30 protein-coding genes, 1 pseudogene and 1 CRISPR repeat array are annotated in these 20,479 nt (G+C 52.4%); of the genes and pseudogenes, 2 read left to right on the top strand and 29 right to left on the bottom strand.

Translation table 11 applies throughout. The features are described 5' to 3' along the window. Positions 1-227: 227 nt before the first annotated feature. Positions 228-1,084: direct repeats of the CRISPR family, unit length 37 nt; unit sequence GTTTCCAAAGCCGCAACACTTTACAGCTTATTACAAC. 185 nt (positions 1,085-1,269) lie between these two features. From csf3 to GSUB_RS17150, 19 genes and pseudogenes are all read right to left on the bottom strand, one after another. Then, the gene (csf3, locus tag GSUB_RS17235) at positions 1,270-1,983 is read right to left on the bottom strand and encodes a type IV CRISPR-associated protein Csf3 (RefSeq protein WP_040202872.1); all 714 of its coding nucleotides are present in this window, start codon (positions 1,981-1,983) and stop codon (positions 1,270-1,272) included. Next, entirely contained in the window at positions 1,983-3,107 is a 1,125-nt protein-coding gene (gene csf2, locus GSUB_RS17230; protein ID WP_040202870.1) for a type IV CRISPR-associated protein Csf2, read from the bottom strand. Before csf2 ends, csf3 begins: the two co-directional genes overlap by 1 nt. A 30-nt stretch (positions 3,108-3,137) precedes the next feature. After that, entirely contained in the window at positions 3,138-3,914 is a 777-nt protein-coding gene (gene csf1, locus GSUB_RS17225) for a type IV CRISPR-associated protein Csf1 (RefSeq protein ID WP_040202868.1), read from the bottom strand. Beyond that, positions 3,904-4,614, bottom strand: a complete 711-nt coding sequence (gene csf5 / locus GSUB_RS17220) for a type IV CRISPR-associated endonuclease Csf5 (RefSeq protein ID WP_040202867.1) — start codon at positions 4,612-4,614, stop codon at positions 3,904-3,906. The genes csf1 and csf5 overlap by 11 nt, the downstream gene beginning before the upstream one ends. A gap of 30 nt (positions 4,615-4,644) precedes the next feature. Continuing rightward, the gene (locus GSUB_RS17215) at positions 4,645-5,595 is read right to left on the bottom strand and encodes an HsdM family class I SAM-dependent methyltransferase (protein ID WP_040202866.1); all 951 of its coding nucleotides are present in this window, start codon (positions 5,593-5,595) and stop codon (positions 4,645-4,647) included. Between the two features lie 25 nt (positions 5,596-5,620). Then, positions 5,621-6,259, bottom strand: coding sequence for a hypothetical protein (locus tag GSUB_RS17210; protein WP_040202865.1), 639 nt, complete (start codon positions 6,257-6,259; stop codon positions 5,621-5,623). A gap of 14 nt (positions 6,260-6,273) precedes the next feature. Then, complete coding sequence (locus tag GSUB_RS18355; protein ID WP_144402112.1) at positions 6,274-7,686, bottom strand: adenine nucleotide alpha hydrolase family protein; 1,413 nt, start codon at positions 7,684-7,686, stop codon at positions 6,274-6,276. Between the two features lie 259 nt (positions 7,687-7,945). Further along, positions 7,946-8,257 carry a hypothetical protein gene (locus tag GSUB_RS19275; RefSeq protein WP_144402111.1) on the bottom strand — a complete coding sequence of 104 codons (312 nt, stop codon included), beginning with the start codon at positions 8,255-8,257 and terminating at the stop codon, positions 7,946-7,948. Between the two features lie 326 nt (positions 8,258-8,583). Next, entirely contained in the window at positions 8,584-8,988 is a 405-nt protein-coding gene (locus GSUB_RS17195) for an ASCH domain-containing protein (RefSeq protein WP_040202862.1), read from the bottom strand. 56 nt (positions 8,989-9,044) lie between these two features. Further along, positions 9,045-10,264: pseudogene (locus tag GSUB_RS17190) on the bottom strand (RNA-guided endonuclease InsQ/TnpB family protein). 120 nt (positions 10,265-10,384) lie between these two features. Continuing rightward, a complete protein-coding gene (locus GSUB_RS17185) occupies positions 10,385-11,041 on the bottom strand; it encodes a thermonuclease family protein (RefSeq protein WP_052465124.1) in 657 nt (218 codons plus the stop codon). A 13-nt stretch (positions 11,042-11,054) separates the two neighbouring features. Next, on the bottom strand, positions 11,055-11,597 hold the full coding sequence (locus tag GSUB_RS19270; protein ID WP_040202860.1) for an NUMOD4 domain-containing protein: 543 nt from the start codon (positions 11,595-11,597) through the stop codon (positions 11,055-11,057). A 57-nt stretch (positions 11,598-11,654) separates the two neighbouring features. Further along, on the bottom strand, positions 11,655-11,819 hold the full coding sequence (locus GSUB_RS19515) for a hypothetical protein (RefSeq protein ID WP_158414135.1): 165 nt from the start codon (positions 11,817-11,819) through the stop codon (positions 11,655-11,657). 330 nt (positions 11,820-12,149) lie between these two features. Further along, positions 12,150-12,344 (bottom strand): hypothetical protein, encoded by a 195-nt coding sequence (locus GSUB_RS17175; RefSeq protein WP_040202859.1) that lies wholly within the window; start codon positions 12,342-12,344, stop codon positions 12,150-12,152. 23 nt (positions 12,345-12,367) lie between these two features. After that, positions 12,368-12,649: a hypothetical protein gene (locus tag GSUB_RS17170; RefSeq protein ID WP_040202858.1), complete on the bottom strand. Its 282-nt coding sequence runs from the start codon at positions 12,647-12,649 to the stop codon at positions 12,368-12,370. Positions 12,650-12,673: 24 nt separating this feature from the next. Further along, positions 12,674-13,330, bottom strand: coding sequence for a hypothetical protein (locus tag GSUB_RS17165; protein ID WP_040202856.1), 657 nt, complete (start codon positions 13,328-13,330; stop codon positions 12,674-12,676). A gap of 16 nt (positions 13,331-13,346) precedes the next feature. Beyond that, the gene (locus GSUB_RS17160; protein WP_040202854.1) at positions 13,347-13,556 is read right to left on the bottom strand and encodes a hypothetical protein; all 210 of its coding nucleotides are present in this window, start codon (positions 13,554-13,556) and stop codon (positions 13,347-13,349) included. A 12-nt stretch (positions 13,557-13,568) separates the two neighbouring features. Then, positions 13,569-13,748, bottom strand: coding sequence for a DUF5983 family protein (locus tag GSUB_RS17155; protein WP_040202853.1), 180 nt, complete (start codon positions 13,746-13,748; stop codon positions 13,569-13,571). 76 nt (positions 13,749-13,824) lie between these two features. Further along, entirely contained in the window at positions 13,825-14,979 is a 1,155-nt protein-coding gene (locus GSUB_RS17150) for an RNA-guided endonuclease InsQ/TnpB family protein (RefSeq protein ID WP_040203019.1), read from the bottom strand. Between the two features lie 23 nt (positions 14,980-15,002). Here GSUB_RS17150 and tnpA point away from each other — a divergent pair, with 23 nt between their 5' ends. Continuing rightward, positions 15,003-15,410, top strand: coding sequence for an IS200/IS605 family transposase (gene tnpA / locus GSUB_RS17145; RefSeq protein ID WP_040202852.1), 408 nt, complete (start codon positions 15,003-15,005; stop codon positions 15,408-15,410). 270 nt (positions 15,411-15,680) lie between these two features. On the opposite strand, the gene GSUB_RS19510 is transcribed toward tnpA, so the two are convergent. The 8 genes from GSUB_RS19510 to GSUB_RS17110 all read right to left on the bottom strand — a co-directional run bounded on the left by GSUB_RS19510 (position 15,681) and on the right by GSUB_RS17110 (position 18,627). Continuing rightward, positions 15,681-15,842: a hypothetical protein gene (locus tag GSUB_RS19510; protein ID WP_158414134.1), complete on the bottom strand. Its 162-nt coding sequence runs from the start codon at positions 15,840-15,842 to the stop codon at positions 15,681-15,683. Between the two features lie 59 nt (positions 15,843-15,901). Beyond that, a complete protein-coding gene (locus tag GSUB_RS17140) occupies positions 15,902-16,249 on the bottom strand; it encodes a hypothetical protein (protein ID WP_040202851.1) in 348 nt (115 codons plus the stop codon). Between the two features lie 61 nt (positions 16,250-16,310). Then, the gene (locus GSUB_RS17135) at positions 16,311-16,826 is read right to left on the bottom strand and encodes a hypothetical protein (protein WP_052465123.1); all 516 of its coding nucleotides are present in this window, start codon (positions 16,824-16,826) and stop codon (positions 16,311-16,313) included. Positions 16,827-16,864: 38 nt separating this feature from the next. Further along, the gene (locus GSUB_RS17130) at positions 16,865-17,050 is read right to left on the bottom strand and encodes a hypothetical protein (RefSeq protein WP_040202848.1); all 186 of its coding nucleotides are present in this window, start codon (positions 17,048-17,050) and stop codon (positions 16,865-16,867) included. Positions 17,051-17,094: 44 nt separating this feature from the next. Then, a complete protein-coding gene (locus tag GSUB_RS17125) occupies positions 17,095-17,484 on the bottom strand; it encodes a zinc-finger-containing protein (RefSeq protein WP_040202847.1) in 390 nt (129 codons plus the stop codon). Positions 17,485-17,498: 14 nt separating this feature from the next. After that, positions 17,499-17,807 (bottom strand): hypothetical protein, encoded by a 309-nt coding sequence (locus tag GSUB_RS17120; RefSeq protein WP_040202845.1) that lies wholly within the window; start codon positions 17,805-17,807, stop codon positions 17,499-17,501. 117 nt (positions 17,808-17,924) lie between these two features. Next, positions 17,925-18,143, bottom strand: coding sequence for a hypothetical protein (locus GSUB_RS17115; RefSeq protein WP_040202843.1), 219 nt, complete (start codon positions 18,141-18,143; stop codon positions 17,925-17,927). Positions 18,144-18,390: 247 nt separating this feature from the next. Then, positions 18,391-18,627 (bottom strand): hypothetical protein, encoded by a 237-nt coding sequence (locus tag GSUB_RS17110; protein ID WP_040202842.1) that lies wholly within the window; start codon positions 18,625-18,627, stop codon positions 18,391-18,393. Positions 18,628-19,015: 388 nt separating this feature from the next. Between GSUB_RS17110 and GSUB_RS19680 the strand changes: the two genes are divergently transcribed. Next, positions 19,016-19,603, top strand: coding sequence for a hypothetical protein (locus GSUB_RS19680; RefSeq protein WP_200890203.1), 588 nt, complete (start codon positions 19,016-19,018; stop codon positions 19,601-19,603). Between the two features lie 234 nt (positions 19,604-19,837). Here GSUB_RS19680 and GSUB_RS17100 read toward each other — a convergent pair whose 3' ends face one another. Beyond that, a complete protein-coding gene (locus GSUB_RS17100) occupies positions 19,838-20,275 on the bottom strand; it encodes a hypothetical protein (RefSeq protein ID WP_040202840.1) in 438 nt (145 codons plus the stop codon). Beyond that, a complete protein-coding gene (locus GSUB_RS17095; RefSeq protein WP_040202839.1) occupies positions 20,272-20,478 on the bottom strand; it encodes a hypothetical protein in 207 nt (68 codons plus the stop codon). The genes GSUB_RS17100 and GSUB_RS17095 overlap by 4 nt, the downstream gene beginning before the upstream one ends. Position 20,479 lies beyond the last annotated feature (1 nt).

Genomic DNA, 20,479 nt, shown 5'->3' with positions numbered 1-20,479 from the left:
CCAGAGTGTCCAGAAGTTTCCAAAGCCGCAATACTTTAACAGCTTATTGCAACAATCAGGGCGAGTATGATATTTCACACATGTTTCCAAAGCCGTAATAAATACAGCTTATTGCAACGTGTGATATCGAGATTTCGCAACTTGTGAGAAGGCCATTTTCACAGCCGTAACAAAATACAGCTTATTGCAACGGGGCAATTGTATGCAAGAATCACCAAAACCAATCATTTTCCAAAGCCGCAACACTTTATAGCTTATTACAACCCCTAAGCATCGTATGATCGATGGCACTAGCTTGCGCTAGTTTACAAAGCCGCAACACTTTACAACTTATTACAACATTTGCCTTGCGCCCGGTCCCATCCGCCAAAAACACGTATTTCCAAAGCCGCAATACTTTACAGCTTATTACAACGTGAATTTCTCTTTCCATCGAAGCGAGGGAAATACTTGTTTCCAAAGCCGCAATATTTTACAGCTTATTACAACAGGTCGATGGGTAATCAGGGCCTACTGCTCGTCGAGGTTTCCAAAGCCGCAATACTTTACAGCTTATTACAACTGCCGCGCAGAAGCTCTATCTCACTAAAGGATTGACTGTTTCCAAAGCCGCAACACTTTACAGCTTATTACAACCGGTCAAAACCGGTACTGCGTTAATTTGAAGAAGGGTGTTTCCAAAGCCGCAACACTTTACAGCTTATTACAACAAAGGTCGTTTTTCGCCCTTATTTAAAGGTAAACATCTGTTTCCAAAGCCACAATACTTTACAGCTTATTACAACATGCGATACATGACTATTTCGGCGACGCCAAGTATGGTTTCCAAAGCCGCAACACTTTACAGCTTATTACAACCTGAATCTACGCGCCTCACATTAACCAAGAATTCTTGCTGTTTCCAAAGCCGCAACACTTTACAGCTTATTACAACATCTATGCATGATCTGGCGCCCTTGTCCTGTGAGGGGCTCGTTTCCAAAGCCGCAACACTTTACAGCTTATTACAACGACCCACTGTTTTTCGGGCTTGATGCCTGCGGCCAGGTTTCCAAAGCCGCAACACTTTACAGCTTATTACAACTGTCCTCTTGTTTACCCCCACCTAATAGGCATTAAGCCTTTGTTTTTCGAGAGGGTTGGAAGCTTTGTCCAGAAAGATCTCCGGCTTTTTTCTGAAAAATGCAAGAAATACAAAACGCCTTTAAGTTTCACCAATTATCTTGTTCGAGAGCTGCCCGTTCTTTTTTCTTCACCACACCGCTCGCGCTAGAAGGGCAGGATTGGAACCAGCACCTTTTGATACTGGGTGCGGTCCCAGTAGGGAGGTCTGACTGACTGCATGGCCATGGCGTAAGTTATTCCCGGCTTTTCCAGTCCTGCTTCGACGGGCAAAGGGCGAATACGCCAGTTCTCCTTTTGATCTTCGCTGGCCAGTTCAACGGTTGTGCTTTTTACGGCACCAAATCCGTTGCGAGTCAGACTCCCGAGGTGGGTCAATTCCTGCAGAAGCTCCTCCACCGAGTCTTTGTCGCCGACACACCAGGCTTGGGCTTTTTCAACCCAGCGATACTTCTGGTGCAACAAAAAAGCACGATAAGGGCCACTGGAGGCCTCAAAGGTGTCCTTTTTCTGTTGGCAGAGCCAGGATTTCCGGAGAAGGTCTTCAGGAATGCCTTTTTCAAACCCCTTAGCGCCAGGTTGAAGCACTTTGGCAAAAGGATCCAGTTCGTGGCGCCGAGTCATTGTAAAGGGCAGCCTTTCGCTTATAAACTCAAAGTGCAACTGGCTGGCCTGCCAGATTCCGGAAACCTGCCCCAGAGGCAGGCGCTCCTGGGCTGCCCAGGGGGATTCGCCTATACCGTTTTCTCTATGGTCTTTTTGCACAGCGCACCAGGCCAGCAGAGAGTCAAGCATCAAAGGCATGTCCCCTTTCAGGACGATGGGGGTTTTTAGCTCCCAGCTAATCTTGAGCGCATCCATCAGGACGTTCCTTTTTTGCTCAAAAAGCACAAACGCTCGATCTCCTTGGCCTGTATATCTTCCAGCCTGTCTTGCCATGCTGCAATGCTTTCATTGAGGGCGTCGTGGTCCCCCAGAATGTGCTGGCGCGTGGTGGGGTCAAAATGAATCAGTCTACCCTGGACCCGCTTGCCGTCTACGTCCTCGCCGACAAAATCCAGGTTTGCGGCAAAGCGCCCAAATCCGTTGCGTGACCAGCCGCCCAGAGCCTGTTTGTTGATCAGGGATTCAAGGGATTTTACAAGCAGGCCCACATGTCCTTGATTGGCCAAGGGTGAGTGGATTGTGGTATTGAAATCAAAGCGCGCGCCGGGAAGAACCATCTCAAAAAAGCTCCAGCTATCGATTTTGGCCTGGATTTTCTCGCCGCTGTTTTCTTCTTTGGCTTTCTTGCGCGCCTCGCCGGCGCCTTCGCGGTGTTTAAGCCAGGCGTTGACAGATTCTTCATAGTCAAGAATCAGATTTTCGGCAAAGGGATTGCGAAACTGAATAACGTCATCGACGCGCTTGAACATAACCACCTGGGTCGCCTGCCAGGGCTCAAGGGTCAATGCGTCGCTGTCCGGAGCGACCATCCCTATTTCAACGGTTGGGCGACATTTCATCCACATGGTATCGATCCGAAAGCCGGAGGACATCAGAAAGGGCCCGCCGCCATAAAGACCGAAGTAGGGATGCGCGGCCCACTCCTGCACCATGGAGACCGGAGGGACGACGCCTTCGGGGCTGCCGGTTGATGCGCCGCAGTTCAGGATGTGGAAGGCTCTCAGATCAAGTTTTTCTCCTTTTCGGACCAGATGGCTGGCGATCATGTCGGCCGCTGCACGCCGCAGCTGCCCTCGCAGGCCGTTTGCCGGGAAAATAGGTACGCGCGTAATCTGTGTGCGCATCTCGCCCTGATCGTCGGGCAGCGTTTCTACGATGCCGTATTTCTGCGTTGAGGTGCAGGGTGCGACCTGACTTGGCGGTTTGACCGAGAAGATTCGCTTGCCATCGGTCCAGGTGTCTTCGGTACTTGCGACCGTCATACCGGTCAGAAGGGTGATCTCTCCGTGGATTACAATGTTTTTTAGTGCCTTTGCCATGCCTTGATTTCCTTTCGATGTGTTTTTTGGTTATTTGAGCGAAACTGGTTGCGGCTTTATCGGTTCTTCAGGTTTTTGTTTCATCAGTGTGGCCAGCCCCCACAGTTCTCCGTCGCTTAATTTGCGAATAAAGGCTGCGTCTTCGGCAAACTGCGGGTCGCTATGGCAGAGATCCTGGACGTGGGGGAGGAAAACGCCGCTTTTGGCGCCCTTGCCCATGCGGTCCAGGGAAGCGAAGGGGTGACGGTGCCGAAATCCGGAATTTTTCTTGGCTCCAGCCTTGTCCTGTTTATACGCAGTGATTTTTTTGCCCATGCGCTCACAGACCTTGATGCTTTTGAGCAAAACACTATGCCGGATGACAAAGAGGTGCGGCCCGAAGCGAAGCTGAATGGCTTCGATATCATAGGTCATGGGAGTGCGCCACACCAGATGTTGAGCATTCTCGATGGAGCGGGCAAAGACCATGAAAGGCGGCTTGGGCGGTGTGAGCAGAAACCAGGTGCGGTTGGCATCAGAAAGAATGCTATAGGCGCCCTCTTCGGTAATGACTGCTGCACCCAAGCGGGCCAGAAACGATTTGGATTTACAGGGGGCACACCAGCCGCAGCAGACATTGGTCCCGGGGGCCGTTAATTCATGGGCGTCAAGAAAATTGCTTCCGATCACCTTTTTAAGGCTTAAATCTCCAAATTCAATGGTTCTGCCACAGTAGGTGCAGCTGACCGGGTGATTTTTACCCCAGGGCTCGCCCTGCGGTTCCAGGCCCAGGGCCTTGCAGGCAAACTCAGTTGGATTAAACAGCACGCTTGCCTCCTTTGGCTGGCAGGATCAGACCATAGCCGCGACTTACCAGGTGACCCACATGCCAGGGGCCGGTAAAGCTGAGATCCGAGAAAAACTCCACGTTGCGCGCCGCAAGCCCGAATACGCCCGGTTTGATAGCGATAGGAACAAATCGGCCGTGATCGTTGCCGCGGATTTTGACCTCGTAGAGTGCATATTCGTGATCTTCAAGATACATCCCCATGTCCTCGTACTGGCGCACAATGCCCTCGCGGATTTTCTGCTCGGCCAACGCTGTCGCCTTGGGACACTCAGGGGTTTGCAGGTCATCTTTGATGCGCTTGTAGACATTGGGGTGCTGCTGCAGGATCAGGTAGGGGATGCAGAATTTTTTCAGATGCCCCCGGTTTTTGTTGAAGACCCCGTTTGTGATCTGGCTGTCGATGGCGCGGCCGTAGTGGGATTCAAAAGCGGCGATGATCATCTCGCTGCTTGGTCTTAGCTGCGCGCACGCCTGATTGCCCACGGCATGCAGCAAGACTGTGCCGCGCCGCGCGCCGAAGCGAAAGGGGGAGAGGCCAGAGGCAGGGTGCAGGTCTTTTTTGTAGTGAAGAATCTGCGGGGGCAGATCGGTGCCGGTCTGGGCCGCAAGAATCTTTCGGGCCTGATCGGGCCGCAAGGTATCTTCCGGCGTTTTGATAGATAGGGTTTGCCAACGCATTTTTAACCTCCGCTTTGAGTCGTTATTTTACTAGATTGCTAAAAGCAGTTGCTCTCCAGGGATAGCTTGATGGTCTTGCTGAGACGTGCAGGGCGGCGTGCCTGCGCCCAACAGGTTCAAAGGACTTTGGTCGGCATGGTGAAGCCGGTAGGTTTGAAGAATCTCCTCGAGGTCGTTGGCTTTATTCTCGCGTCCCCTGGAGTCCCATCCAAGGCTCTCTGCTATTGCCATAAAAATCTGATAGTCGCCGGGGTCAACTCCTTCGACTTTCTTTTGAAAAACGACAACCGAGGTCTTTACGGTTGTGCCGCTTTTAACAAAGGTCTCTGGAGGAAGGCTCACGACAGCGCGCAGCCAACAGTGATCGAGAACCCAGGCACGCAGTGCAGAAGTGGCGCTGTTGGATAAAATTCCTTCCGGCAAAACCATAGCCAGCATCCCGCCGGGGCGCAGTGCGCGCACGGCCAACTCAACAAAGTAGTGTTCTGCAGCCTTTCTGGCTTTATCCTTTGAAATTGTAAATCCTTCATACCGCAAGGGGTCGTGAAGTTTGCAAAATGGCGGGTTGCCAATCACAACATCGAAATTTCCCTCGATATCGGCCAGGTGCTCCAGCGTATCGGTTCGATGCACGGTCGCTTGCGGATGCAGAATTTGAGCCACGCGGGCTGCTTCGGCCATCATCTCATAAGCGGTTACCCTGCATGAAGACGAAAGGCCTTCGAGAAAAGCCCCTGCGCCGGCCGAGGGTTCGAGAACGTCAAGAGGTGTTGTTGTCGTATCGAGACCAAGAAGTTGATGGACGAAGGAGACGACTTCAGGAGGTGTGAAAAACTGCCCGAAGGTTTCATAAAGTCCTCCGTAGCCGCTGTAGCAGCGGCGAATCAGTTCTTTTTCCGCCTCGCTTAGCGGACCGTCTTTTTTCAACAACTCAACCGCCTGGTCGTTTTGTTGCCAGCGCTGGCGTTCTTTTTTACCCATCGAATTTCTCGCTTTCGTGTAAAAATTAAAACCACACAAAGGGGCTTTGGGGCAAAACGATCGAAGACAAAATCTTCTCCGGAGGCTGCCAGGAGGTGTGCCAGGCCAAAAGGTCACGAAGCTTCATTTTGACTTCTTGCCGACTGGCCTTTTGATGAAAAAGGGCTCTTTCTATCAGGTCTTCGAGTCCGAGGCAGGCGCCGGCGGGGCAAAACAAGGCGGCATGCACCTTTTTCTTGCCGCAGGCCTCGCAAGGGTAGCCCAGCCAGAGATAGCGATGGGTGTCTATCTCCGGGTGTTCAAAATCGGCATCGAGCAGAATTTCTTCCTCAAGGCTTATGGGCGCATCCTTGCACTTGCATTGATTGTGTTTCCACATCATGCGAGCTGTTTTAAGCTTAAGCCCCTCGATTTCATCGAGCCGAACATAGACTGACTGCTTCTCAGTCGAAGCTTTGGGGGCAAATCGGTAGTATTGCTTGACTCCCGCAGCTTCAAGCAGGATATGGGGCATTTGCATCTGTTCTGAATTTGCCTCAAAACAGACTTGCTCCAGACCGTTTTTATGGGCATAGACGGCAAGCGCCTTTGTGTTGACCAGTGCCCCCACTTCTGGAGCAGCTTCAAAATCGGTGTAGAAGATATTTGCATTGAGCTCGGACATAAAAAGCGATCCTTTCAGATAGTCAAAGACATCTGCTGTTGTTCCGGATAAACGGAAGCATCAATCGTGTCCGGTTGCGACTCGCAAGCCACAGGCGGGTCAAAGAGATCCATCCCCGTGAGCGTTCCTACCGGATCAGTGATTTTCTCCAGCGCTTCAATCAGATTCTGTCGCCTCTGAGCCTCCCACCCTTCTTCAGGGGCGTTCCAGAATTCGCGCAGCTGCTGGCAAAGCCCTGCGACATGCAGTGTGCGAAGTACCCAGTTGTAAACCTGCTTGATTTGGGAGAAGGCAAAGTTGCTGTTCCATGTGTAGCTTGAATCCTGGTCCTTCTCCCCTGCCCTGCTCGGCGTGTCCAGGTCGACCAGGCGGGCTGGAATCTCGACGCGGTAGACGGCAAGGCGCAAATTGCGCCGCATTTCTTCCAGGCTCATCATGTGGGCCTCTGGCGTGCGCAGGCGGTGCTCGTAGTGAAGCTTGAGCTGGCGGGTCAGTCCTGAGCGTGAGGAGGAAAATGTAATAGGTTCCTGCCACCAGATCCCGGGAGAGCTTGGATCCATTGCACTCATCATCTCATCAACAAAAAACTCCGCGCCAAACCAGACTTCAACCATTTCCTCTTCGGGCTGGGGCGGCATGTGGCGCTTCATCTCGCCATTAAGCGCGGTTTGATTGATTCTTCTTGCCCAACGCATCGAGGGGCTGCTGTCGGCAAAACGGGCGTCGACTCGCTCTGGCACCGGGAGAGTGGTCCAGTTCAAACCCCAACCTATTTCTTTCCAGACAGGCGTGGAGCTGTCCTGGTAGCGCTTGCGGTCGGCGTCACAGAGCTTCTCATAAGAAGCTCCCTTGGCAAACGATTTGGGGTTCCAGCGGTAGAGGCCCAGAAGTTCCGAGCGGCGCATAAACGGACAAAAGGAGCAACCGGAGCGGGTGCGGTGGCGATAAAGGCGTGGCACGCCGATCGTGTCGGACAAAAGGGCAAAGACCTGCTCTCGCTCCATGCCCAGCGCCCGGAAAGGAAATTCGGTGTGAATAAAGTCCTGGCTTGCGGCAAAGCCTTCGCGGGCCGGCTCGTCAGCGCGGATGCCAACGAAGCTGTAAATACTTTGAGTGCTTGACTGCGGACGGATTTTTTTAAGCCATTTTTTAAAAGGAATGAGCTTAAGTTCCTTGGTACACCAGCGCGCACGACCTGATGGCAGAAAGTTGCCGAAATGGTCCAGCAGATCGTAAAAGCCGCCCTTTTCTGAGACGACCCGGTGGATTTTTTGTCCTAAAAAATCTTCAAGACGCTCTAGTGATTCATAAAGTTCCGGATCTTCGGCCTCGGTGTCTGTAAAGACATAGGTGAAATCGACTTGGGGGAACAGGGTTTTCAGCAAAATTGACATGCTGGCTGAATCCGCCCGAAACCGGCACCACATAGAGATCTTTTCGAGGATCGCCGGGGAGTTGATAGCTGCACCCCGGTTTAACGTAACGTGAAAGGTCGATCTTTTCTGTGTTTTCAATCTGCACTGGCTCCCCCTTTGTTTGATTCAATCTACTATAAATTATATAAAAAGTCAATTTTTTTTACAGAAAAAGAAGTTAATTTAACAGCCTAATGAAGTTTTCGCGGGAGAATATTCAGGGGAAATTGGGCGGTGTGAGTCGGGAGGATATTTTGCGGTTGCACCCTGTCTAGGTGAGACTCGGTGATTTGAGGGCAAGTTTAAAAATTTGCCGTGCAAGGGTGAGGTTTTTAAAAATGAGGGTGTTGAACGTGGCAATCGCGCCATTTTCTATGTCAAGTTCAGCCAAGCTGCCTGCAGTATCGAGCCAGGCCCAGAAAAGCGCCGGCTGCCCATCGAGACTTTGGTAGTCTTCTTCGCAAAAATCGTAGCGCTTGGACCCAGCCCAGAATGACCAGACCTGCTCGGTTTTTTCGAGGGCCGGCAAATTTTTACCCGCCTGCGCGACATCTTTGCGACAGGGCGGCTGCTGGTCCTGCATGATCGCTTCGTCTCTGGCTCGCAAGACTCTCTCGATAGCCTCTTTCTCCGCGTGTTTGGCGATGGAGGCAGAGGCCTTTCGGGTGCGGCGCTGCCCCGGCTTGCCTGTGCGCCACTGAGTGATGGCGCAGGGCCCGCGTCGCGTTTGGACGATGGAGATGCCTGTGTACCCGGTATTGGAGGCAAGATTTCGGTTTTTTGGGGAGAAAGCGATCCGTGGCAGGATCCCAGCTTTCGCCGTAAAGGGCTCGGCCCTGTTCATCTCTCCATCGGCAGGCCGCCGCCGTCGATCCTTGGAATTCCGCTCACTTCAGGGCCGGGAGGATGTTAAGGCTTTGGCTTGAAAAAGCCGAGCGCCCCCTTGCACGGGTAAAATGGTAGAGGTTCGACATTGCGTAGCACGAAACCGTGCGGGCCGACGAACCATCTGGAATCCGAGTGGGTCACGCTGTCCACGACCTCGGCAACTCCGATAATCCCTCCGCGCTCAATGGTCCCCGCATTAATCTCTCGGCATCCTTTTTCCCATGCTTCTGGGCAAACGTGCCGCACCCAGCTCCAGGCGTCCCGCCACTCATCCCTTGTTACTCCCTTTGCGGCATGTATTAGCACCTTCCCGCGAAATCTTGTTGGCCATGTGCGGTTCTCAATGTCCTTGCCGCCATTCAAGATCAGCCACGCCCAGGGTTGTCTGATGGAAATCGCTTTTTCAGCGATATGATCCAGGGTCATATCGTCCTCCAGTTGACATCCTCCCGGCCCTAAAGAGACCGGGATTCCTACGGCGCTCAGGCACAGCATTGAGCTGCCACTGAGTCGCTTCGGAGGGTTCCTGCTGCTGGCGGCATTGTTGCACCACTCACTTCACAGGCGAGCCGGGCATGTCCTGCCCTTTTGATGTTGATTGCCGCAACCAAGTCGGCATGTCCTGCGTGTCCACATCGGACGCAGAGAAAAACGGCTTGCGACTTACGGTTGTCGGCGCAAACGTGACCGCATTGCGGACATGTGCGACTTGTGTTGCGGGGCGGTATGGCGATGACCATTCCACCTGCCCATGCCAGCTTGTATTCGAGCTGCCGGCGAAGCTCGTACCACCCCTGGTCGAGAATTGATCGGTTAAGTCCGGTTTTTTGCCGGACGTTCCGACCGGGGTTTTCCACGGTGCCTTTCGCTGCTGCGGACATATTCTTCACGGCCAGATCCTCCAGTACAACAACTGCGTGGTTTTTGCTGATTGCGGTACTGGTTTTGTGAAGAAAGTCGTTACGCGCATCGGCGATCCGGGCGTGGATTTTTGCAATTTTGTGTTTCTGCTTTTTCCAGTTGTTCGAGCGTTTAACTTTGCGTGAAAGCGACTGCTGCGCAAGACGCAGCGCTCGTTGGTGTTTTTGAAAGCTGTTCTGCGCAGATATCGCTGTGCCGTCGGACAGGGTTGCGAACCGGGCCACTCCCATGTCGATTCCGACCGTGGAGCCGGACGGATGAATAGGAGCGGCAACCTCTCGTTCTGTCTGAATACTGACGAACCACTTTCCGGCTCTCTGTAAGACGGTGACGTTCTTTACATCTCCCAGAATCTCCCGGCTGTTGCGATAGCGCAGCCAGCCGAGCTTGGGCAGGAATATCCGGCTGTTACCCTGGTCGAGCTTGATCCCCTGCGGAAAGCGGAAGGCGTTATGAACACCTTTCTTCTTGAAGCGCGGGAACTGCTTTGGATTGCTTCGGTCGAAAGCGTCCATCAAAGCACGATCCAGCGATTTGAGGGTTTGCTGCAATGCCTGGGAGTGGGCTTGCGTCTTAAGCCAAGGATGCTCCTTTTTCCACTGAGGCAATAGAGAGGCCGCCTTGCTGTAGCGCAGTATGGTTCTCCGCTATCAAGCCTCTGTTTTTGCAACGCCAGCATCCGATTCCAGACGTAGCGGCACGTCCCGGCAAAACGCAACATCTGGTGTTGCTGTCCGGCAGAGACGTTCAGTGCAAATTTGTAGGCTTTTCGTATCAGCATGGCTCGATGTTCTCACGGTTCGCCTAAAAAGCAAGAGACGTTCATGCCCGGTCCCCGGTCAGCACCTTATATCCCCGTCCTGAAGTGACGGGGTTTTACGGTGCGCTTTGATAACTGACGTTAATTGCACATCCGACACAACCGAAATCCCGCGTTTTTTGCTTCCGCCGCGGTTTGAAATTCCACAGAGCAGTGCTTGCAGTCGTAGTGGCGGCAACTTTCGCGATGAGCAACCTGGCTTTCTGTATTGCCGCTAAAGGGGGCCGACAATTCCTTGTCTGGATGCGACGAAGATCTTTTGCCTTGACGCCATTGCCACGGCGGCACCGGGTCTCGGTCCCTCCAGAGACCGCTTGCCGCGGATCTTGCTTCATTTTGCAATTGTTTCCAATCGGAACAAAAGCTTTTTGAGCAATAGCGGGTGTAGACCCAGGCGTAGCCGTCGGCGACCATCTGCTGATTGAGATTTGTGCCGGCAGAATTATAAACCAGCCCGACGAGGCGCCCATAGCGATCCTGGTCAAGGACCTCTATTTCGACCGTGGGAGTCAGAAGGGTTTTTAAGTGCTCTGTGGCAACACGCCCAAATGCCTGTCCCCTCTCAGGTGTATCAACTCCGTAAAAGCGGATCCGAGCCTCTTTTTTGTCTTCGGTCAAAACGGTGATGGTGTCACCGTCTGAGACCTTGACCACCTGTGCGGTGAAGGCATAAAGGCTTGAGGTCAAAAAGAGGAAAAGAAACAGGGTGAATGTCAGGGCATGAATTGTTTTGTGCAAAACACTGTCCTTTTTATTTTCGTCGGTTAGGCCGCACACGAGGGGCAGGAATGCTTTCTGGCTCCAACCCTTTTTCTTCCCGCAGCGCATTCCAGGCCAAAGCTCCGATCAGCCGCAGCATGGCTTGATCCGACAATCCATGCTGCCGAGCGAAGTCCGTGATGCTCACGCCTTTGCGGGCCGCTTGCTCGTACTCGGCAGAAATCTTTCCGACCGCCACAGCTTGTTCCGGCTCGGGCTCTCTTTGTTTTTCGATAAACAGATTCGACCAATGCAGATTGGTGCTGTCTCCATCGAGAAAGCCAACCGTCTGTAAAGGCTTCAGGTCCACATCCTTGAAAGTTTCGTACACCAGGCGCGAGACATGGAACGTCTTTCGCTCGTTGTTAAGCGCGAGCGTGACAATGACCCGTACAGCGTCCTTCTCTGCACCCTTTAGGCGTTGCCGATAGAGTTTCAAGCGGCGTCCGGTATCGATGTTACGGATTTGTCCACTCTCCGAAATCTCGTAGCGCTGTCCCCATTTGCCGCGAAGCGGTTTCCAGGTCTCTGTCATATTTTCTAAGCCAATCTTCCTTTTAGTTCCGGCCTATTGGCGTGCCGTGGTAATGTCTTATAGGATCTTCTCCAGCTGCATACGAATAACAACTTCCTCACCATCATTGCGCGGTTTCGCATACACGATTGCCAGTTCAATCGCTTTTTCTTTGGCGTTACTATCTTTGCAACCGGCCATATATCCTCTTGCGAAAATCTCAGCTACCTCTTCTGTATACATTTGCCCCCTATGGGCCTAACGGCCCATCTCCGATTTAGAGTCTAACCCATCAATCAACGCGGACTGGCAAACTGCGCCAGCCGGTTATTTCCATCGTTGTGCACTTTTCCAGTAGCGGCGATATTTCCACCGGAGAAAGTACCCACTTCCCGGCCATAGTTTCCATTGTGATCCAAATTTCTTTACCGCCTGCCTGTACCAATAGCCATCTGCAATACTGAATAGAAGGAAGAAAGCTAGAAAGACAACAACTCCGTTCATTGGAAACCTCCGTGCATAACAACAGGTTGTGGCCGCATAGCGCAGTTATTCATTTTCACCTTGGCCGGCTTAATCAGTTCCGACATGCACCCCATTTTCAAACCCAGCCATTGATTCACAAACCTTGATTGCTGCGTTAAGTTCATCCCTGATCCGGCGCGCGGTGTTAAGCTCCAGGGTCCGGTCACAAAAATAGGATTTTCCGAACTCATCGCGCTCCGGAGTGGTCAACACGACTTGTCCATTTTTTTGAGTAACTTTCATAATCTTTCCTGTAGAATTAAGAGCTAAGGGGTTCGACCCGTTGCTTGCCGGAAGTTCGCGATCACCTCTGCCAGTACGGCGTTGTGAGCCACCACCCATTCAAACATTTCGTCTTTTTCTTCTCCATCGAGCGTCATCTGTGCCTGCATTCGCAAAAACTCAGCTCGGCGCTGCTGGATCCATTGCTCGAACGATTCGAGGTCTGTCACACCTGCATGGGCGGCGAATTTGCCCAGGGGGTCTTTCTCCAGCATTTCGGAGACCGGCATCATCCCGGCTGCCTTCATTCGTTCATCAAGTCCCATCTTACCTCCGCAGAAAGTCGCTGGTCAGAACCAGACCCCAAAGGGGTTGTTGACGGTAAAAGTGGTTCTTGGAGTCGAAGGTTTTGGCTTACTCGTGGTGTTTTCAAAGATATCGAGTCCAAGTTGGACTCCAGTGTAGCGACAATAGAGATCGAGAATTTTTTCAAAACCATCAACACGGCCCGAAGGATCTTTTCGGAACACTCGAAGCGAGGCGGCGGCTTTTTGTGCGAGAGTGACCCCTTTGGTGCGATAGTCGCAAAAAGTGGTTGCGTGAAGCACGTCTTTATTGCACTTCGAGCAGGGCGAGAGGTAATAGATCATTCTCGATGTGTGCCATTCATACTCAGCCCTTTGAAAATCAACGTCAATGACTTTAGCCTCGAGCGTGTTGGCGTGTGGATTCTCGCAGCCGCAGCGGTTAAATTCTGCGGCAAGCCGAGCGTATTTATCATTCTTATGGAAAAAAGGAGAACGCCGATACACAGGATCTGCGTCATCGGTTTCTCGGACCAATTTGATTTCTGTTTTGCCGTCCCGGGAAGTCAGAAAGGCGTAAGGGTCAGGAAAGCCCGAGTCTTCGGGAGAGACAATCAGGGTCAGTCCTTTTTGCGCGGCGAACGCCTTGATAACCGAAAGTGGGACATGATCGTTTGTTTTGATTTTTTTGGGGGTCTCCAAAAGGTTCTCCCTGTCTTTACAAGAGCTGGTGGATTCTTTTTCTTATTTCTGGCGGGATGCCGCGGCGCCTGTGTTCGGTCCACTGCTTCTCGTCCCACTCTCGCAAGTCGGCCAGCAGGCTTTTCAACCGGTAGTTTTCGGCCTCAAGGTGACAGAGGTGGCCTGACATTTCGCACGGCCAATCGCCGTCTGTGCATTCCCGGGGTTTTTTGTCTGCTTCAGGCATCTTGGGAAACTCCTACCAGCAAAAGCTCGGAAGGTCCGGGTCGAGGTTGCCGTCGCGATCCAGGATAATCAGGCTGATCTTGTTGTAGGCGGCTTTTTCAAGAATTGCGATAAATTCCTGCGAGAATCCTTCCTGTTTGATTTGCTTTTTGTCTGAGGCCAGAAACTCATCGAAATCCTGAATCAGGGTCACTTGACATCCTCCCGGCCGTGAACAGACCGGGATTCCAAGGATCAACGGCTGCCGCCGGCCTCTTGCGAGGCTGGTCTTACGCGGCCTCCCCTTCCAGGCGATGCCCCGCCTGGTGAGCGATCAGGCGCAGGCCTTCCCGCTCGATGTTGATAGCAGCGTTTTTGTCCCGGTCGTGATGCGATCCGCACGACGGGCATTCCCAGGTCCGGTCCCGAAGCGACAGCTCCCGGTGGACATGCCCGCAGACTGAACAGGTCTTGCTGCTCGGGAAGAAACGGTCGATCTTGACCAACCGACTGCCGTTTTTCCGGCAATGATGGGCGAGAATGTCGACGAACTGGGCAAAACCCAGATCTGAGGCCTTCCGGCCCCAAAGGGATTTCATGCCGGTCAGGTTCAGATCCTCGATGCAGATCACATCGTATTTCCGGGACAGGGCGCGGGCGGTTTGATGGTGAAATTCCCGCCGCCGGTCGGCGATTTGCCGATGCAGTCGCGCCAGGGACAGTCGGGCTTTTTTGCGTCCGCCGCTCTTTTTCAGTTTCCGGGATAGCCGCTGGTTTGCTTTTTTAACCCGCTTGAGTTCCGATTTCAGCGGCTCGGGCATCTCGACCGTCGTTTCGTCGGAGCCGGTAAGAAACCTCTTCAGCCCGAAATCGAAGCCCGCAGTTCGACCTGTCGCGGCTTTGATCGGAGCGGCATCTTCCGTCTCGACGGAAAAGGTGATCCAGAAATCACCCACGCTGTCTCGGCCAATGGTCACGGTCTTGACCTTACCCTCGATAGCGCGGGATTGGTGAAAGCGATAGACGCATCCACCAACTTTCACCTTGCCGGGAGAGATCAGCTTCCACCCGGCCTGCTTCAACGTGAAGGAGCGGTACTTGACGCTTTTGCGGAAAGACGGCGGCCGCACCACCCGTTTCGACTTCTTTTCTTTCCGCAGCCGGTACGCCTTGAAGAACAGTTCGTAGCCCCGCTCGATCCGTTCGATCACGTCCTGAACCGCCTGGGAACCCAGATTCTTCCATTCCGGGCGGAGGTGATTGCGGAGATAGGCGATCCTGGACTTGAGCCGTTTCTGGTTCAAATGCTTCCGGTAGCGGCGGTAATACCGTTTGTGCAGGGCGATACAGTGGTTCCATATCTGCCCGGCGATACGCCGCTGCCGATCCAGACGCCGGTTCCGGTCGGCGTGATAGAGCTTATATTTGAACGCTTGACGTGCCATGGACATCATTATATCATTGGTCTATGAATACATCAACCGAGTTACGACATGGAAGAAGCTGTGTTTTTCAGCTTCATGTGCATTTGGTCTTTGTCACGAGATACCGGCGCGGCATCTTCTCGCCGTCTCATTACGACACCATGCGGGAGGTCTTCTCCAACGTCTGCGCCGACTTCGGCGCGGAGCTGATCGAAACGGACGGGGAGAAGGATCACGTTCATCTGCTGGTGAACTATCCGCCCACGGTCCCCGTCTCGAAACTGGTGAACAGCCTGAAGGGGGTCTCCTCGCGGTTGCTGCGGAAGCGGCACCCGGAGATCGAACAGCACTACTGGAAGGGCGGGCTCTGGTCGCCGTCCTATTTCGCGGCGTCCTGCGGCGGCGCGCCCCTGGGTGTTATCCGTCAATACATCGAGAACCAACGGGCCTGACGGCCCGGCACCTTATATCCCGGCCGTGAACTGACCGGGTTTTACGGTGCGTCAGATAATAGCCGTATTCATAGGCTTCAACGCGAAAAGGAAGCCCGTTAAGACAGGTTGAAGCAAAACGAAGGCAGCTATCATCTTTTTCCGTAATATTGCCGGTGCTCAGATCGTATGCCCTGCGGAGATTTGCTGGAGTGATTGTTTGTGTCAAGATGTTTGGCCTCCTGTTTTTTTGAAAACGCTGCGAATAAACCTTTAGCTTTTCTTTGAACGTTATCGAGCAAGCCACTCATCAAAACTTAGCAGCGGCTCTCCGGTGGCAATGTCGAGCCCCTGTCCGTTGTCTGCCTGCTCGCGGTAGATTTGATACTCCTGCTCAAGCGTGTCTCTGGTTTTGGTTTGCCAGCAGAAGCCGATATCTTCCTTAATGCTCATAAGAATACAATACTCTTTTTTAAATAAAAAGTCAATCTTTTTTAAAACGATTTAGGAATTTATTTTTCGTATTCGGCTCCCGGCACTGACTCCGATACGGGGGCATGGCATGATTTGCAACGAAAAGCATCCCAGCCGAGATCGGGTTCATCTGGGTAGAACACACGTTTTCCGTCGCCTCGCCCGAGGTTGCCCTCCCTTTCAATTAGGACCGGCTGTCCGCAGCAGCAGCGGCTTTTTTCGATCTTGCGTTTTCTGCCGGTATGTTGGTCGACCTCGTAGAAGCAGTCTTCAGAGATCTTTTCTACGACCTGCCAGTCCGGAATTGCTATACTGGGGCCTTGGGTGCGCCTGGGAGAAGGATTTGGGTTGGCAGCATCGTCTGCGGCGTTTTTGTTGGCCTTCATGGTGGTTTCCTCCTTTTTTGTGATTGCGGCGTATTTTCTTTGTCTTGTTTCGACCGGGAAATTATCTGGATGCAGCGCTTCTCTCTTCGGTTGAGTCAAAAGGGTTGTCATAGATCAGGGGCAGCACGCCACGAAGATGAAGCCTGCGCAATGCGGAGGCCATCATCTGGGTTTCGCTTCGGAGGTTTTTTTGTTGATGGCAGAAGGCGGAATTTCTTGACCAGCAATTTCCATTCGGCCCAACGACCTGACGCGGCTTGCCTTTTTTGCCGACAATAACCAGCCCCCATTTTTCCGGCAGATCTTGCGGCTCAATCACGCCTTGCGGGCAAAGGTAGAAGCGAAAAGTTCCCATTCCGAGATGTGGATTCTTTCGGAATTTCTTGTTTTTGTCCGACAAAAAATCCGCCCGCGTGGCCTTGCATTCGACCAGGATCGTGTAGTCGCTCTTCCACCCGATGGCATCGGGAATTTCGCCACTATGGGTGATGGCTTTAAGTTCCGTGAAGGCGAATGAGCAGCCTTTTGAGCCCAAAAGCCACCGCTCGGCTATCTGGATAAGTTCTGCGTGGGTCATTTCTGTTGACATCCTCCCGGCCCTGAAGTGACGGGGCTTTACGGTGTGAATTGGTAGAGTTCAGGGTTTTTCGGCACGTCACACCCCGACTTCTGGGGACATTCGCCACAGGCCTCGGCATCGTAGACCGGGCCGGCCGTCTCACAGCCGCAGCCATACATCATCCCGGCCGAAGCGAGCTTGACGTTGCAGCAGTTGTGGCAGATACATTCGGTGTGTTTCATGTCTAAATCCTTTCTCAGGTGATTGGTTCCGTGTTTCTTCACGCTTAAATGGAGGTGGATTCCGAGCAGATCTTCGTCACACGCTGACAGGTCTCAATATCGAACATGCCGATATGGCATTCATCGAAAGCAATGCCCAGTTGGTCTGCAAGCCATCTGTATCCAGCGCGCCTGGCGCGGCCATTGCCGCACTCTTCTCGCCGGGCTTTCTCTTTCCAGAGGGGGTCGAAGGCGTCGTGGGCCTTTTTCTTCCACTTGCGCAGATCTTTGTCTGCCAGGCGCCCAAGCGGGTCGGTGGTTCCCGGGTGACACCCCACATACGCATCGCAGGGTCGGCAAAGGTAGATCGGACCATAGTCCCTGCCGCCGTAAACCTCTCTGGATGAGGTCAGGTGTGACTGTTTGCCGCAATACGGACAATCGAGCTTGACCATGCCTTTTCCTTCCCTTATGCGACCTTGCGCAAAACAGCGTGAGGAATGTGATGAAACTTGATTCCCGGGCCAAAATACAGGCGGCGTGAGGCGTAGATATGGTATGGGCGTGCAACGCCCAGCGCTCTCGCTTCTCGGACGATCTCCCCGAAAACCTCACGGGTCAGCACCGAAGCCCCCGGCCTGTCGCCCCAGACCAGAAAATGGCCCTGCCCGTTTTCGCAAAGAGCAAAGAGATAGTTGCCCCGCCGAAACGAGCTGGATCTGTGCCCCAGCCAAAATGTTCGCAGAAAATCAATCACGTCCTGCCTTGTTTTTTTCATGCCCCACTCCTTTGTTTGAGATGCAGGGCTATTTTACATCACGCTATATAAAAAGGCAATTTTTCTAAATAACAATTCTATACAAAACCACCGTAAATACTGAGTCCCACTTAGACATCAGTGCAGAGTCTTTTCCCATACGCACTTCTGGTTCTTTGTCTGTCTTACTTCGACCTTATGAGTGCCTAATTCGGTGTGGCAGGTTTGGTGCTCTTCTGCATAGCGGGGACTGATCAGGTATTGGGCCACCGTGGTTGCTTTGCGTAAAGTGGGTGCGGGCATCGTGGAGATCTGCTGGCCGGCACGGTCGAGAAGAACCGCTTCATACTTGAACATAGGCACTACTTCCTTTCTGGTCGCTGTGAGAGTGGATATTTTGAGGCAAGGATATCGTGTATTGGTCCGGGGCTACCGTTTAAAAAGGGCGGTTTTTCTGCTTTATTTAAAGGAGGTTCCCGGGAGGGATTTTTATAGATTTGAAGTCAGAGATTACAATTTTTCAAAGACGAGAAGGGATATTGTCTACATACCGGAACCGTGCGCATCTGGGGCGTCGTATCGAGGTCCTTTTTGGGCCAAAGTGTTATTTTCGGGATAAAAGTTCTGCCACCATAAACGGCCAAAGAAAAATCAAGATCAGAGCTACAAAAAACTCAACAACAGCGTTAAATTTCTCAGGATATTCCTCTTTAAGCGAAGCCAGTTCCCTTGAATGCTGGGCGAGAAGATCCCCGATTCGGCCGTGTTGCCAAATTTTTCCCATCACAAGCATTGCCGTTGTGAATCCAGAAAAAAGATAGAGAAGAATAAAAAAGCTCAAGACATAAACTCCTGATCAGACAAGAGGTTTCAAACAAAGACTCATGATCCTTCTGCCTAGATGTTCTGCCTGGATGTCAAACCTTTGCTCAAGAAGTCAGCACTGTCCGAGCGATATCTCTTTGTCAGATGAATTCTTAAATTCTAGGCTATCCGGATTCTGTGATTGAAATAGGCTAAAAATCTCCTGCTTCGATTTTTTCAATGAGTGTTGGTCCAGCCTTGATGACCGGCGCAACTCACCCTTCGCCCTCCAGTTCGTGCATTTTCCGAAGCTTGACGCAGGCGACCTCCTGCAATCGGGCCTTCTCTTCCTCGCTGGCCCGAACGCTAGTGTTCGCTATCCAGGTCTCGATCAGGTCAGCTTCGGCCAGGACCAGGGGCCGGCCTTGCCGCGCAACGGCCGCAGCGTAATCTCGGCACAGACTGTCCTGCTCGCAGGCGGCGAAGGCGGCCACGCAGCGGTGCTTGTTTTCCGGGGCATCGAGGGGGATGAGTTGCCGGAGGTCCCTCTGAATTTTCGTCAGGCGATCACCAAACCAGGCGGCGGCAACTGCGACTGCGACTGCGACTGCGACTGCGGCTGCGACTGCGCCTGCGACTGCGGCTGCGCCTACGGCTGCGACTGCGACTGCGGCTACGGCTGCGACTGCGGCTGCGACTACGCCTACGATTGCGACTGCGGCTGTGCCTGTGACTGCGCCTACGACTGCGATTGCGACTGCGATTGCGACTACGCCTACGATTGCGACTGCGATTGCGACTGCGACCTGTTCTCCCGTCAGCAAGCTGCTGCTGTAGAGCCACAAGAGAATCAGGGCGCTGAGAACGATGACGATCACGGAGAACAGCCGCGCCCACAGCTTCATCTTGGAGGTGGTATCGGTGAGGTGTTCGCGTTCCTGGTCAATGGCGGCTTGGGTCGGCGGGGCGGTGTTCAAACCGAAGGTTATATTCATATTGTGCTCCTGTTTTAGCTCGAAGAATAGCCTATTTCAATCACTTGTTCCGTTTTTAAGTTCGGGGACACATAAAGGGAATCAATCATGGATTTTGGACACCCAAATTCTAAAGGGTTTGCACCAAAACAGCGTACATGATCCAACGCGAATTCTACCAATTCGCGTTAAGTAACATTTTTAAATGGTCAAGAAGCAACTTAAAAGGCAAATAAATGTGATCTATAACCGTCTTTTTGCGATAAGGGAACATCAGTTTTCATTACAGCTACGAGGAACCCCATTTTGATCGACAGCGACTGTCAGGGCCAGGCCCCGGCTTTTTGAAAACTGGTAGTAAAGAATTGCGTCCCTGCAAATCCGGGAAAAATTCATAGCTTTAACACCTTGGGGCCACTTTTTTTCTTCGCAGCTTCTTACCTTTTTATTGGTCAGGTAATCCGGGGTTATCCCCATCTGGTAACCACTTCCGATGAAAAGATATTGAGTTCTATCCAGACAAACCGTTTCCTCGCGGTATTTGTTTAGGCCGGATGAATCTGTAGACCATACTTCCGAAGCATCGTACTCCCTGGAGAAGAAGGGTTCTTGGTCGCCGGGAAAGAACACTCCAAACATGACGAAAATCAAGGCCAGAGCGCAACCAATCATCACCACCATACCAATCGCCTTACCTATGCTATGAATCAATCTTTTTCTCCTTTTTCTTTCATAAAAAGCTTGAGCGCTCCTTCGTAATCAGGATTGCAGTCTCGGCAGCGCCAGTTATCCCAAAACTTTTGAGCTTCGCGATATTCATCCCAGCTGATATCCCAGCAAAGATGGACTCCACATTCTGAGCAAACAGGTGTGTAGCCTCCCAGCAAAGTCGAATTGAAAACTCCAACAGCCATT

The organism is Geoalkalibacter subterraneus, assembly GCF_000827125.1.
GTDB classification, from domain to species: Bacteria; Desulfobacterota; Desulfuromonadia; order Desulfuromonadales; family Geoalkalibacteraceae; genus Geoalkalibacter_A; species Geoalkalibacter_A subterraneus.
The sequence above is the reverse complement of the archived record's forward strand: the minus strand, read 5'-3'. Positions and strand labels throughout refer to the sequence as shown.